Source organism: Streptomyces sp. NPDC004788 (assembly GCF_053601115.1).
On the sequence record NZ_JBSGBF010000146.1, the window covers coordinates 1 to 13,698 of the forward strand.

A 13,698-nucleotide genomic window follows, 5' to 3' on the forward strand; every position below is an offset into this window, starting at 1 on the left:
GGGGGGGGGGCGGCGGCGGGCGCCGGGCCGCGCCGGCCCCCCCCCCCGCGGGGCCCCCCCCCCCCGGGCCGCCCCGGCCCCCCGCGGGGCCCCCCCGCCGGCGCCGGCCCGAGCCGAGCCGCCCGCACGGGCCGGAGTGGCCTGACCGGCGGACCGGTACCGGTCGTGGCCTGGGGCGGCCGAAGCCGACCCTTGCCCTGTCCGGTCTACCGCTCAGGCCCCGCCGAGGGCTAGACGTTCGGTGCCGGGTCGGCCGCCGGCGGGTCGGCCGGAGTGGTCGCCTCCGGCAGGTCCGCCGCCAGGGCGGCCGCCGCACGGACGAGGGGAAGGGCGAGCAGCGCCCCGGTTCCCTCGCCCACAGTGACGCCGTGGTCGAGCAGCGGGTTGAGTGCCATCCGGTCGAGGGCCTTCGCCTGGGCCGGCTCGCCGCTGACCTGGCCCGCCAGCCACCAGTCCGGCGCGCGGAACGCCGCCCGCTGCGCGACCAGCGCGCAGGCCGCGCTCACGACGCCGTCCAGGATGACCGGCAGCCGGCGCACCGACGCCTGGAGCAGGAAGCCCGTCATCGCCGCCAGGTCCGGCCCGCCGACCGCCGCGAGCAGTTCCAGCTGGTCGCCGAGGACCGGGCGGGCCCGGCGCAGCGAGTCGCGGATCGCGGCGCACTTGCGCATCCAGGCCAGGTCGTCGATGCCGGCCCCGCCGCGCCCGGTCACCACCGACGCGTCCGTCCCGCACAGCGCGGCGATCAGCGTGGCCGCCGGGGTCGTGCCGCCGACGCTCAGGTCGCCGAGCACGACCAGATCGGTGCCCGAGTCGGCCTCCTCGTCGGCGACCGCGATGCCCAGTTCGAGCGCCGCCTGGGCCTCCGCCGGGCTCTGCGCGTTCTCCTGGTCGATACGGCCCGTGCCGCGCCGCACCCGGCGCCGGGTCACCTCGGCTGGCAGCAGCTCCGGGTCGCAGTCCAGACCCGCGTCCACCACCCGCACCGGCACGCCCTGCGTCCGCGCGAGCACCGCGACCGGGCTCGCGCCGTCGAGGACGGCGCGCACCAGCTCGTACGCGGTGCCGGCGGCCCGCCCCGAGACGTCGAGCGAGGCCACCCCGTGGTCGCCCGCGAACAGGACGACCTTGGGCTGCTCCACCGGCCGCACCGGCACCCGGCCCTGGGCCGCCGCCAGCCACTCGCCCAGCTCGTCGAGCCGCCCGAGCGCGCCGGGGCGCACGGCGAGCCGCTCCCGGCGCTCCTCGGCGTCACGCCGGATCCCGCCGTCGGGGCGCTCGATCAGATCGGAGAAGTCGTCGAGGTTCAAGGTTGGTTCCGCCTAGGGACGTCAATCGGTCGTGGGACACACGCGTGAGTAGGGCGATCGTTCGAACCCTACCGGCTAGCCCCGCAGCACCAGGGCCTGTCCCGCGACGACCAGGAGCACCTGCTCGCACTCGTCGCCGAAGGCCGCGTTGAGCCGCCCCAGCTCGTCCCGGAACCGCCGCCCCGACGCGGTCGCCGGGACCACGCCCGACCCGACCTCGTTCGTCACCGCGACCACCGTGCGGCGGGTCGCCCGTACCGCCGCCACGAGCTCCGCGACCCGCTCCGCGAGCGCGTCCCGGCCGCCGTCCGCCCAGGTCTCGTCGTCCCACGCGCCGACCCGGTCCATGGCGTCCGTCAGCCACAGCGACAGACAGTCGATGAGCAGCGCCGGGCCCTCGGCCGCGAGCAGCGGTACGAGATCGGTCGTCTCCTCCGTACGCCAGGAACCCGGCCGCCGGTCCCGGTGCAGACCCACCCGGTGCGCCCACTCCGGGTCACCCTCGCGGGTGCCGCCCGTCGCCACGTACACGACCTCGGGGAAGGTCTCCAGGCGCCGCTCCGCCTCCACCGACTTGCCCGACCTGGCCCCGCCGGTGACCAGGGTGCGGCGCGGCACGGCCGGCACGGCGTGGTACTCGCCCACGTACATCGTCGTCCCGTCCGGCACCGCCCGCGCCCCGGCCGCCGCGAGCCGCCGGTCCAGCTCGGCGCCCGCCGGCGCGTCGTGGTCCAGATGCACGGCGATCACCTCCGTGCCCGGCCCGACCGCACCCGTCGCCCGCAGCCGGGCCAGCGCGTCCGGACGGCCCGTCACGTCCGCCACCACCATGTCGTACGGGCGCCGGTGATCGTCCGTCAGGCCGGCCGGGGCGCCGCCCGGCGGCAGGTAGAGGAGCCGCTCCCCTTCCGCCGACGTCACGTCGTACCCCGTGCCCGGCGCGTCCATCGCCACCGCCCGCACCCGGTGCCCGCTGATCAGCGTCAACTCCCGCCCGTCCGGCACCCGGACCGCCGTCGGCAGCCCCGCCGGCACCTCCAGGGCCGGCCCGTCGTGCGGATGCGTCAGCAGCACCTGCCGTACGCCGACCAGCGAATGCCCCGAACGCGCGGCGGCCAGCGCGGCCCCCGGCGTCAGGTCGAGCAGCAGCGCACCGTCCACGAGCAGCGACGTCGCGGCCCGCGCCTGTTTCCCCCGGGACAGCGCGCACACCGCGCAGGGGCAGTCGGGGCGGGGGAGTCCGAGGGGTGCGCCGGTGCCGAGCAGAGTCAGTTCCACGTATCGATCCTCCCGCGTCGCCGCAACCCGTGCGCGCCCGGCTACGCTGCGGGCAGGAAACCGATCATCCGGTGAGCTCCAGCATCCCCAGGAGGCGGACATGGCATGGACGTGGCGGTTCGAGAAGTCCGACGGCAGCGAGGTCGCCCCCTCGGTGACCCCGGAGGAGTTCACCACCCAGGGCGACGCCGAGTCCTGGCTCGGCGAGAACTGGCGTGACCTGCTGGACGGCGGCGCGGACCAGGTGACGCTGTCGGAGGACGGGGCGAAGGTGTACGGCCCGATGCCCCTGAACGCGGAGGGCTAGGGCGCCCGGCTGCGGGGGAGGGGCGCGAGCCGACGCGCGTGCGCCCCTCCCGCGCCTGCGGGGCTTCCCCCGTCCGTGGGGGCTGCGCCGCCTGTGCCTGAACCCGCACCACGACCACGGCGTCGTCGTGCCCGGTGCCAACGCGCGAGGAGCCTAGGCCCGGCAAGGGGCGTCGTCCCGTTGTGCCCACCCGTTCCGCCCCAGCGGAACGAATGCCCACAACGGGGTGGTGGTCGAGGGCGCCGTCGCAGCGGTGTACGCCCCAGCAGGGGCAGCCGCAACGGGCGGCGAGGGGGCCGCGTCGGTGGGACGACCGGTGGCTCCGCCAGTGGGCGTGATCGTCGTGATCGGGCCGTCGGCGGGCGCCTCGGTGAACGCGCAGAAGCGGCGGTCAGGCGACCGCCGCTTCCACGGACTCGTATGCGTACGGGATGTCCGTACGGGCCCTAGCCCCGCACCCCGCACAGATGCAGCAGCCCCGCGATCCGCCGGTACGGGTCCGTCCGGCCCGCCCGGTCCTCCGCCGTCAGGAGGCGTTCCAGCTCGTCCGCCGCCGGCAGGCCCTCGTCGGCCGGGAGGCCGTCGGTGAAGACCAGCACGCCGTACCAGGCGTGCAGCGGCGCCGCGATACCGGCGAGGGTCGAGGTCAGCGCGTCCAGGCGGTCGGCGCGCACCTTCGCGCCGCCGCGGTCGGCGTAGACGTCCGACTCGAAGGCGCCCAGGGCACCCGCCCAGTCCCCGGCGAGGCCCGGCCGCATGGCCAGCGCCTCCGCGTTCCGTACCACCAGGGAGAGCAGGCCGCCCGGGGCCAGCATCCGGGCCAGGCCGGCGAGCAGCGCGTCGGGCGCGTCGGCGTACATGAGCACGCCGTGGCACAGCACGACGTCGAAGCTGCCGGGCAGGAAGTGCACGCCGGTCTCGCGGCCGTCGCCCTGGATCAGCCGGACCCGCTCGCGGATGCCGGCCGGTTCCGTCGCGAGCGACTCGCGGGCCGCCGTGAGCAGCTCGGGGTCGGACTCCAGGCCGGTCACGGTGTGTCCGGCGCGGGCGAGGCGGAGCGCCTGGGTGCCCTGGCCCATGCCCGCGTCGAGGATCCGCAGCCGCTGCCCCACGGGGTAGCGGGCGGCTATCTGCTCGTCGAGCTGGCGGGCGATGAGCTCCTGGCGGACGGTGTCGCGCAGCCCGCCGGGCACCACCGGCCAGTGGCCGACCAGGGGCAGCACGGAGGACGCGGCCACGGCCTCGGCGGCGGCAACGGTCCCAGCCGCGGTCGCGGCCTCGTCCGCCGCCAGGTCAGCCGAGGTCTCAGCCTCAGCCGAGGTGTCGGTCTCGGCCGAGGTCTCGGCCACGGCCTCGGCATCAGCCCCGGTCTCGGCCACGCCCGCAGTCACGACATCGGTCGCGCTCTCGGCGGCGACCGTCGCCGACTCCGACGCAACCGGTCTCGGCTCCGGCTCCCGCGCCGGCAGCGGGACCGACTCCGGCCCCAGCTCGCTCACCGGGCCCGAGAACTCCGCGCTCAGGGTCGCTCTCCGCGCTTGACCTGCGGCTTCGGCAGCCGCAGTCGGCGCATCTGGAGCGAGCGCATCAGGGCGTAAGGGATCGCGCCACGGGTCGGCTGGTTCGGGAAGCGCTGCTTCAGCTGCCTGCCGAGGCGGAACCAGATGCCGATCGAGTCGAGGACGATCAGGACGATGATCGCGGCCCACAGCAGCAGCGACACGTTCTGCAGCGCCCGGTTGGTGTTGCCGAACAGCGACAGCACCAGGATCACCACGGCGACCGGCAGGAAGAACTCGGCGACCACGAACCGCGAGTCGATGTAGTCGCGGACGAAACGCCGTACCGGGCCCTTGTCACGGGCCGGCAGGTAACGCTCGTCGCCGCTGGCCAGCGCCTCGCGCTGCCTGGCGAGGTCCACACGGCGCGCTTCGCGCTGCCGCTTCATGGCCTCCTTGCGGTCGGCCGGCGCGGACTGCGCACGGCGGCGCTGCGACTGCGCGTCGCTCCGCTTGGGAGTCGGGCGGCCCTTGGGGGCCTGCGGGTCGCGGGGCTGCTTGGAGAGGTCCGCCGTCACCTGCTCGGTGGGGGCCTTCTCATCCTTCGAACGGCTACGGAACACACCGCCAAGGGTACGTGGTGAGTGGTGTGGGACCCAGCACGGGCGGGAACGATCCGCTAACGGCCTGCGTCCCTGGCCTTGGAACACCGTGGAGAACGGTGGGACACCGGGGAATCCTCTACTCCCTGGGCGGGAGGATCGGTGATCCCCACTCGTCCTTGGGGAGGAGCACATCGGGTCCCGAACAGTGCGGTAATGGAGTCATGAACCGTAGGGTGGTTCATGTTGGAGTGCTGGAGCCCAGTCCGTCAGAAGGGGGCGCGCGAAGCCCATGAGCGGTGTGATGAAGCGTATGGGGATGATCTTCCGCGCGAAGGCAAACAAGGCCCTCGACCGGGCCGAGGATCCGCGCGAGACCCTCGATTACTCGTACCAGAAGCAGCTGGAGCTGCTGCAGAAGGTGCGCCGGGGCGTCGCCGACGTGGCGACCTCCCGCAAGCGCCTGGAGCTTCAGCTGAACCAGCTGCAGAGCCAGTCCGCCAAGCTGGAGGACCAGGGCCGCAAGGCCCTCGCACTGGGCCGGGAGGACCTCGCGCGCGAGGCGCTGTCCCGCAAGGCCGCGCTGCAGCAGCAGGTGAACGACCTGGAGGTGCAGCACCAGACCCTGCAGGGCGAGGAGGAGAAGCTGACCCTCGCCGCCCAGCGGCTGCAGGCCAAGGTCGACGCCTTCCGCACCAAGAAGGAGACGATCAAGGCCACGTACACGGCGGCCCAGGCGCAGACCCGGATCGCCGAGTCGTTCTCCGGCATCTCGGAGGAGATGAGCGACGTCGGCCTCGCGATCCAGCGGGCCGAGGACAAGACCGCCCAGCTCCAGGCGCGGGCCGGCGCGATCGACGAGCTGCTCGCCTCGGGCGCGCTCGACGACCAGTCGGGCCTGGCCAAGGACGACCTGCAGGCGGAGCTCGACCGGATCTCCGGCGGTTCGGACGTGGAGCTGGAGCTCCAGCGGATGAAGGCCGAGCTGGCCGGCGGGCCGTCGGCGCAGCAGCAGGCGATCGAGGGCGGCTCCGGCACCGGCCAGAACCAGTCGCAGCAGCAGTCCCACCCGCGCTACGAGAAGTAGGCGCACCCCTTCGCAGCAGGAGGACGGCACGTCATGATCGTACGGATCATGGGGGAGGGCCAGGTCAGGCTGGCCGACAGTCACTTCGCCGAGCTCAACAGGCTCGACGACGAACTCCTGGAGGAGATGGAGGGCGGCGACGAGCCCAGCTTCCGCCGGACGCTCGCGGCCCTGCTCGACAAGGTCCGGGAGCTCGGCGAGCCGCTGCCGGACGATGCTCTGGAACCCTCGGAGCTGATCCTTCCGGCTCCCGACGCGACCCTTGCCGAGGTCCGCGACATGCTCTCCGACGACGGCCTCATCCCCGGCTGACCGGCTGACCGGCTGACCGGCTGACCGGCCGCCCGGGCCGAGCCCCGCACACCAGCCGCCGCCCCGTCCCTTCCGTCACGAAGGGACGGGGCAGCGTCGTCCCCGGACCTTCCCCGACCCCGTACCGTCTTCTGTCGTGACGACCAACGGCACCCTGCTCGCCCGGACCCGCTACCGCCTGCGGGCCCACCCCCTCGCCTTCGACGCCGGCCTCGCCGTGCTCGTGTTCGTCGCCATGGTGCTCGCCTCCTTCACCGACCCGCACGGCAGCCCCGACGGCCCCACCTTCGGCGACCGGGTGCCCACCCCCGGTGGGATCGTCCTCATGCTGTGCGGCGCCTCCGCGCTCGTGCTGCGCCGCCGCCACCCCATCGGGGTGCTCGCCGCCACCTCCGCGTTCGCCCTCGTCGAGCTGGTCGGCGACGCCCGCCCGGCCCCCGTCGCCATGGGCGCCGTCATCGCGCTCTACACCGTCGCCTCGCGCACCGACCGGCCCACCACCTGGCGGCTCGGTCTCGCCACCATGGCCCTGCTGACCGGCGCCGCCATGTTCTTCGGGGGCACTCCCTGGTACGCGCAGGAGAACGTCGGCGTCTTCGCCTGGACCGGCATGGCCGCGGCCGCCGGCGACGCCGTGCGCAGCCGCCGGGCCTTCGTGGACGCCATCCGGGAGCGGGCCGAGCGCGCCGAGCGCACCCGCGAGGAGGAGGCGCGGCGGCGGGTCGCGGAGGAGCGGCTGCGGATCGCCCGCGACCTGCACGACGTCGTCGCCCACCACATCGCCCTGGTCAACGTGCAGGCGGGCGTCGCCGCCCATGTCATGGACAAGCGGCCCGACCAGGCCAAGGAGGCCCTCGCGCACGTGCGCGCCGCCTCCCGCTCGGCCCTCGACGAGCTGCGCGCCACCGTCGGGCTGCTCCGCCAGTCCGGCGACCCGGAGGCGCCGACCGAGCCGGTGTCGGGCCTCGCCGTCCTCGACGACCTGCTGGCCACCTTCCGCAACGCGGGCCTGCCGGTTGAGCTGACCCGCACCGACGGCGGCGCCGCGCTGCCCGCGGCCGTCGACCTCGCCGCGTACCGGATCATCCAGGAGGCGCTGACCAACGTCCGCAAGCACGCCGGCGCCGAAGCCCGCGCCGAGGTGAGCGTGCTCCGGGTCGGCCGTACGGTCGAGATCACCGTCCTCGACGACGGCGCCCCGCACTCCGTGCTCCCCGGGCAGGCGCCCGCGGACGGCGGCGGCCACGGCCTGGTCGGGATGCGCGAGCGGGTCACCGCGCTCGGCGGCACGCTCACCGCCGCACCCCGCTACGGGGGCGGCTTCCGGGTGCAGGCGATACTGCCGGTGACCGGCCGCACGGGGGAGGACGACGCATGACGGAACCCACGGAGAGCGAAGAGGCGCGCCCCATCCGGGTGCTGCTCGCCGACGACCAGGCCCTGCTGCGCAGCGCCTTCAAGGTCCTGGTGAACTCCGAGCCCGACATGGAGGTCGTCGCCGAGGCCGCCGACGGCGCCGAGGCGGTGGACCGGGCCCGCGCCGAGCGGCCCGACGTCGTCCTGATGGACATCCGCATGCCCGGTACGGACGGCCTCGCCGCGACCCGGCTGATCACCGCGGACCCGGAGCTCGCCGCCGTACGGATCGTCATGCTGACCACCTTCGAGGTCGACGAGTACGTCGTGCAGTCGCTGCGCGCCGGTGCCTCCGGCTTCCTCGGCAAGGGCGCCGAGCCGGAGGAGCTGCTCGGCGCCATCCGGATCGCGCACGCCGGCGAGGCGCTGCTCTCCCCGGCCGCCACCAAGGGCCTGATCGCCAGCTTCCTCGCGCAGGGCGGCGGCGCCGACCCGGACCGCGAGTCGGCTCCCGGCTACGCGGAGCGGCTCTCCGCGCTGACCGCCCGCGAGCGGGAGGTGCTCGTCCTCGTCGCGGGCGGGCTCTCCAACGACGAGATCGGCGGGCGGCTCGACGTCAGCCCGCTCACCGTCAAGACGCATGTCAACCGGACCATGGCCAAGCTGGGCGCCCGCGACCGCGCCCAACTGGTGGTCACCGCGTACGAGTCCGGGCTGGTACGTCCAAGGGTGGAGTGAGGGGCGGCTCCGGCGTACTCCAGACGCGGTATGCGCGCCGTGCGGAATTGGGCCCGGGGGCCGAGGAAGGTGCCGTGTCCATGGCCGAAGGTATAGGCGGGCACACCTGGGGCTGCTTCGTTCCGGCCCGGGCGCCCGCCTGCCGCGTACGCCACAGAAACGAGTCCCCATGTCCTGGCTGTCCAGATTCAGCCTCGCGCAACGGGCCCTGATCGGGCTGATGTCCCTCGTCGCGCTCCTCTTCGGAGCGATAGCGATCCCGCAGCTGAAGCAGCAGCTGTTCCCGTCCATCGAGCTGCCGATGGTCTCGATCCTCGCCCCCTACCAGGGCGCGTCCCCGGACGTGGTCGAGAAGCAGGTCGTCGAGCCGCTGGAGAACAACCTCAAGGCCGTCGACGGCATCAAGGGCATCACGTCCACCGCCTCCGAGGGCAACGCCGTCATCATGGCCAGCTTCGACTACGGGGACGAGGGGACCAAGCAGCTCGTCGCCGACGTCCAGCAGGCCGTCAACCGGGCCCGTGCCCAGCTGCCCGACACGGTCGACCCGCAGGTGGTGGCCGGCTCCACCGACGACATCCCGACGGTCGTGCTCGCCGTCAGCTCCGACAAGGACCAGCAGGCCCTCGCCGACCAGCTGGACAGGACCGTCGTCCCCGCCCTGGAGGACATCGACGGCGTCGCCCACGTCAACGTCAACGGCGTCCGCGACCTCCAGGTCTCCGTCACCCCGGACGACCGCAAGCTCGCCGCGGCCGGCCTCAGCCCGATGAAGCTCACCGAGGCGATCCGGGGCGGCGGCGGCACCATGCCCGCCGGCGCCTTCTCGGAGGACGGCAAGAGCCGCACCGTCCAGGTCGGCGGCGGCTACACCTCGCTCCAGCAGATCCAGGACCTGCGGATCAAGCCCGAGAAGGGCCGGGCGGTCCGCCTCGGCGACGTCGCCACCGTGAAGCAGGAGGAGGCCACCGCGGTCTCCCTGACCCGCACCAACGGCAAGCCCAGCCTCTCCGTCATGGCCACCATGGACAAGGACGGCAGCGCCGTCGCCATCTCCGACGCCGTCAAGGACAAGCTGCCCGAGCTGCGCAAGGACCTGGGCGCGGGCGCCGAGCTCACCGTCGTCTCCGACCAGGGCCCGGCCGTCGCCAAGTCGATCTCCGGCCTCACCACCGAGGGCGCGCTCGGCCTCGTCATGGCCGTCCTCGTCATCCTGGTCTTCCTGGCCTCGCTGCGCTCGACCCTGGTCACCGCGGTCTCCATCCCGCTCTCGGTCGTCCTCGCCCTGATCGTGCTGTGGACCCGTGACCTGTCGCTGAACGTGCTGACGCTCGGCGCGCTCACCATCGCCATCGGCCGGGTCGTCGACGACTCGATCGTGGTCCTGGAGAACATCAAGCGGCACCTCGGCTACGGCGAGGAGCGGCAGGCCGCGATCGTCACCGCGGTCAAGGAGGTCGCCGGCGCGGTCACCTCCTCCACCCTCACCACCGTCGCCGTCTTCCTGCCGATCGGCCTGGTCGGCGGCATGATCGGCGAGCTGTTCGGCTCCTTCAGCCTCACCGTCACGGCGGCGCTGCTCGCCTCGCTGCTCGTCTCCCTGACGGTCGTCCCGGTCCTCTCGTACTGGTTCCTGCGCGCCCCCAAGGGCACCTCCGCGGACCCGGACGAGGCCCGCCGGCTGGCCGAGGAGAAGGAGACCAGGAGCCGGCTGCAGCGCGCGTACGTGCCGGTGCTGCGCTTCGCCACCCGGCGCCGCTTCACCAGCGTCGTCATCGCCCTCGTGGTCCTCTTCGGCACCTTCGGCATGGCCCCGCTCCTGAAGACCAACTTCTTCGACCAGGGCGAGCAGAAGGTCCTGACGCTCAAGCAGAAGCTGGCCCCGGGCACCAGCCTCGCCGCCTCCGACGAGGCCGCGAAGAAGGTCGAGAAGGTCCTCGCCGACACCGAGGGCGTCAAGGACTACCAGGTCACCGTCGGCTCCTCCGGCTTCATGGCGGCCTTCGGCGGCGGCACCGGCTCCAACCAGGCGTCGTACCAGGTGACCCTGGAGGACTCCGCCTCGTACGAGAAGACCCGCGACGCCCTGCACGAGGCGCTCGGCAAGCTCGACGGCATCGGCGACACGACCGTCGCCGCCGGTGCCGGCTTCGGGAACCAGGACCTCAGCGTGGTCGTCAAGGCCGCCGACCCGGCGACCCTGAAGAAGGCGTCCGAGCAGGTCAAGGACGCCGTCGCCAAGCTGAAGAACGTCACCGACGTGCAGAGCGACCTGTCCCAGTCGGTGCCGCGGATCTCGGTCCGCGCCAACGAGAAGGCGGCCGACGCCGGCTTCGACGACACCACCCTCGGCATGGTCGTGGCCCAGGCGGTGCACGGCACCCCGGCCGCCAAGGCGGTCCTCGACGACGCCCAGCGCGACGTCCTGATCACCTCCGCCCACCCGGCCACCACCCTGGCCGAGCTGAAGGCGCTGCCGCTCGGCCCGGTGAAGCTCGGCGACATCGCGCACGTCGACCTGGTGCCCGGCCCGGTCTCCATGACCCGGATCGACGGCGCCCGCGCGGCCACCATCACGGCCAAGTCGACCTCGGACAACACCGGTGCGGTCAGCGCCGAGCTCCAGTCGAAGATCAAGGCGCTCGACCTTCCCGAGGGCGCCACCGCCTCCATCGGCGGCGTCTCCCAGGATCAGTCCGAGGCCAACGGCAAGATGGCCCTGGCGATGCTCGCGGCCGTCGCGATCGTCTTCATGCTCCTGGTCGCGACCTTCCGCTCGCTGATCCAGCCGCTGATCCTGCTGGTCTCCATCCCGTTCGCGGCCACCGGCGCCATCGGCCTGCTCGTCGCGACCGGCACGGCGATGGGCGTCCCGGCGATGATCGGCATGCTGATGCTCATCGGCATCGTGGTCACCAACGCGATCGTCCTGATCGACCTGATCAACCAGTACCGGGCCCAGGGCCTCGGCGTCATCGAAGCCGTGATCGAAGGCGGCCGGCACCGGCTCCGCCCGATCCTCATGACGGCCCTGGCGACGATCTTCGCCCTGCTCCCGATGGCGCTCGGCGTCACCGGCGAGGGCGGCTTCATCGCGCAGCCGCTGGCCGTGGTGGTGATCGGCGGTCTGATCACCTCGACGCTGCTGACCCTGCTGCTGGTGCCGACGCTCTACGCGATGGTGGAGCTCCGCAAGGAGCGGCGGAGGCTGAAGAAGGCGGGAAAGGCCGCCGCTGACCTGGCCGACGGGGCGGACACGGTGCTGGACGCCCTGGGCGTCTGATCCGTACGGCATGACGAAGGGGCGCCCCGCACGATGCGGGGCGCCCCTTCCGTGTGTCCGTACGAGGAATCGTTACGGCAGAGCCAGCATCCGCTCAAGGGCGAGCTTGGCGAAGGACTCGGTCTCCTTGTCGACCTGGATCTGGTTGACCAGGTTGCCCTCGGCCAGCGACTCCAGGGTCCACACCAGGTGCGGCAGGTCGATCCGGTTCATGGTCGAGCAGAAGCAGACCGTCTTGTCGAGGAAGACGATCTCCTTGCCCTCGGGGGCGAAGCGGTTCGCCAGACGGCGGACCAGGTTCAGCTCGGTGCCGATCGCCCACTTCGAGCCGGCCGGGGCCGCCTCCAGGGCCTTGATGATGTACTCCGTCGAGCCCACGTAGTCGGCTGCGGCGACGACCTCGTGCTTGCACTCCGGGTGGACGAGCACGTTCACGCCCGGGATGCGCTCGCGCACGTCGTTGACCGAGTCCAGGCTGAACCGGCCGTGCACCGAGCAGTGGCCGCGCCACAGGATCATCTTGGCGGCGCGCAGCTCCTCGACGGTGAGCCCGCCGTTCGGCTTGTGCGGGTTGTAGACCACGCAGTCGTCCAGGGACATGCCCATGTCGCGGACGGCGGTGTTGCGGCCCAGGTGCTGGTCCGGCAGGAAGAGCACCTTCTCGCCCTGCTCGAAGGCCCAGTCCAGGGCCTTCTTCGCGTTCGAAGAGGTGCAGATGGTGCCGCCGTGCTTGCCGGTGAACGCCTTGATGTCGGCCGAGGAGTTCATGTACGAGACGGGCACGACCTGCTCGGCGACGCCGGCCTCGGTCAGCACGTCCCAGCACTCGGCGACCTGCTCGGCGGTGGCCATGTCGGCCATCGAGCAGCCCGCGGCCAGGTCCGGCAGCACGACCTTCTGGTCGTCGCCGGTCAGGATGTCCGCCGACTCGGCCATGAAGTGCACGCCGCAGAAGACGATGTACTCGGCCTCCGGCCTGGCGGCGGCGTCACGGGCGAGCTTGAACGAGTCGCCGGTGACGTCGGCGAACTGGATGACCTCGTCACGCTGGTAGTGGTGCCCGAGGACGAAGACCTTGTCCCCGAGCTTCTCCTTGGCCGCGCGGGCGCGCTCCACCAGGTCGGGGTCGGAGGGCGACGGAAGGTCGCCCGGGCACTCCACGCCGCGCTCGCTCTTCGGGTCGGCCTCCCGGCCGAGCAGGAGGAGGGCGAGCGGCGTCGGCTGGACGTCCAGGGGCTGGGCGGTGGTCACGTCACGCACCCTTTCTGCATCTGAGGTGAGCCTCGTAAAGCCTTTTCGTCTAAATGACGCTATCTATCATAACCGGTTCACGTCACTTTGACGATGTCCATAGTGTCGATGTGACGAATTCGCCTTCCGCGTCTCTGGACACGGTGTGCGAGCATGAAAAGAGGTAAAAGACGCGCCCCGGCCCGCCCGCCCCGGAATGAATCCGCGGCGTCGCCGGTTGCAACGTCGGCAAGCAGTCTCCGTACAACCCGGGAGAGATGTAGATGTCCGTATCGGACGAGACCAGCACCGTCACCGACGGCATCATCCTGACCGACGCCGCCGCGGCCAAGGTCAAGGCCCTGCTCGACCAGGAAGGCCGTGACGACCTGGCCCTGCGCGTCGCCGTTCAGCCCGGTGGCTGCTCCGGCCTGCGCTACCAGCTGTTCTTCGACGAGCGCTCGCTCGACGGCGACGTGGTCAAGGACTTCGACGGCGTCAAGGTCGTCACCGACCGCATGAGCGCCCCGTACCTCGGCGGCGCCCAGGTCGACTTCGTCGACACCATCGAGAAGCAGGGCTTCACGATCGACAACCCGAACGCCACGGGTTCCTGCGCCTGCGGCGACAGCTTCAGCTAAGCCCTGGCGCTCAGCCGTACGTACGCGAGAGGGCGGCACCCACACCGTGGGTGCC

Annotated in this window: 12 protein-coding genes; 7 read left to right on the plus strand and 5 right to left on the minus strand. The window is 72.6% G+C overall.

Annotated elements, in window-relative coordinates; all coding sequences use genetic code 11:
* Window positions 1–230: 230 nt before the first annotated feature.
* Entirely contained in the window at window positions 231–1,310 is a 1,080-nt protein-coding gene (gene cobT, locus ACWEJX_RS35665; RefSeq protein WP_451611567.1) for a nicotinate-nucleotide--dimethylbenzimidazole phosphoribosyltransferase, read from the minus strand.
* Between the two features lie 75 nt (window positions 1,311–1,385).
* Window positions 1,386–2,588 carry a bifunctional adenosylcobinamide kinase/adenosylcobinamide-phosphate guanylyltransferase gene (locus tag ACWEJX_RS35670; RefSeq protein ID WP_451611568.1) on the minus strand — a complete coding sequence of 401 codons (1,203 nt, stop codon included), beginning with the start codon at window positions 2,586–2,588 and terminating at the stop codon, window positions 1,386–1,388.
* A gap of 100 nt (window positions 2,589–2,688) precedes the next feature.
* Between ACWEJX_RS35670 and ACWEJX_RS35675 the strand changes: the two genes are divergently transcribed.
* Window positions 2,689–2,895 (plus strand): hypothetical protein, encoded by a 207-nt coding sequence (locus ACWEJX_RS35675; RefSeq protein ID WP_451611569.1) that lies wholly within the window; start codon window positions 2,689–2,691, stop codon window positions 2,893–2,895.
* 446 nt (window positions 2,896–3,341) lie between these two features.
* On the opposite strand, the gene ACWEJX_RS35680 is transcribed toward ACWEJX_RS35675, so the two are convergent.
* Both ACWEJX_RS35680 and ACWEJX_RS35685 read right to left on the minus strand, forming a co-directional pair.
* Complete coding sequence (locus ACWEJX_RS35680) at window positions 3,342–4,118, minus strand: class I SAM-dependent methyltransferase (protein ID WP_451611575.1); 777 nt, start codon at window positions 4,116–4,118, stop codon at window positions 3,342–3,344.
* Between the two features lie 296 nt (window positions 4,119–4,414).
* Complete coding sequence (locus ACWEJX_RS35685; protein ID WP_451611570.1) at window positions 4,415–5,017, minus strand: DUF3043 domain-containing protein; 603 nt, start codon at window positions 5,015–5,017, stop codon at window positions 4,415–4,417.
* 271 nt (window positions 5,018–5,288) lie between these two features.
* On the opposite strand from ACWEJX_RS35685, the gene ACWEJX_RS35690 reads away from it, so the two are divergent.
* The 5 genes from ACWEJX_RS35690 to ACWEJX_RS35710 all read left to right on the plus strand — a co-directional run bounded on the left by ACWEJX_RS35690 (window position 5,289) and on the right by ACWEJX_RS35710 (window position 11,772).
* Window positions 5,289–6,083, plus strand: a complete 795-nt coding sequence (locus ACWEJX_RS35690) for a PspA/IM30 family protein (protein ID WP_403798491.1) — start codon at window positions 5,289–5,291, stop codon at window positions 6,081–6,083.
* Window positions 6,084–6,116: 33 nt separating this feature from the next.
* Entirely contained in the window at window positions 6,117–6,395 is a 279-nt protein-coding gene (pspAA, locus tag ACWEJX_RS35695; protein ID WP_451611571.1) for a PspA-associated protein PspAA, read from the plus strand.
* A 136-nt stretch (window positions 6,396–6,531) separates the two neighbouring features.
* Entirely contained in the window at window positions 6,532–7,773 is a 1,242-nt protein-coding gene (locus tag ACWEJX_RS35700; protein WP_451611572.1) for a sensor histidine kinase, read from the plus strand.
* Entirely contained in the window at window positions 7,770–8,489 is a 720-nt protein-coding gene (locus ACWEJX_RS35705) for a response regulator (protein ID WP_403798482.1), read from the plus strand. Before ACWEJX_RS35700 ends, ACWEJX_RS35705 begins: the two co-directional genes overlap by 4 nt.
* 169 nt (window positions 8,490–8,658) lie before the next feature.
* Entirely contained in the window at window positions 8,659–11,772 is a 3,114-nt protein-coding gene (locus ACWEJX_RS35710; RefSeq protein ID WP_451611573.1) for an efflux RND transporter permease subunit, read from the plus strand.
* A gap of 72 nt (window positions 11,773–11,844) precedes the next feature.
* Here ACWEJX_RS35710 and nadA read toward each other — a convergent pair whose 3' ends face one another.
* Complete coding sequence (nadA, locus tag ACWEJX_RS35715) at window positions 11,845–13,032, minus strand: quinolinate synthase NadA (protein ID WP_451611574.1); 1,188 nt, start codon at window positions 13,030–13,032, stop codon at window positions 11,845–11,847.
* A gap of 254 nt (window positions 13,033–13,286) precedes the next feature.
* Between nadA and erpA the strand changes: the two genes are divergently transcribed.
* Window positions 13,287–13,643: an iron-sulfur cluster insertion protein ErpA gene (gene erpA / locus ACWEJX_RS35720; RefSeq protein ID WP_389205390.1), complete on the plus strand. Its 357-nt coding sequence runs from the start codon at window positions 13,287–13,289 to the stop codon at window positions 13,641–13,643.
* Window positions 13,644–13,698 lie beyond the last annotated feature (55 nt).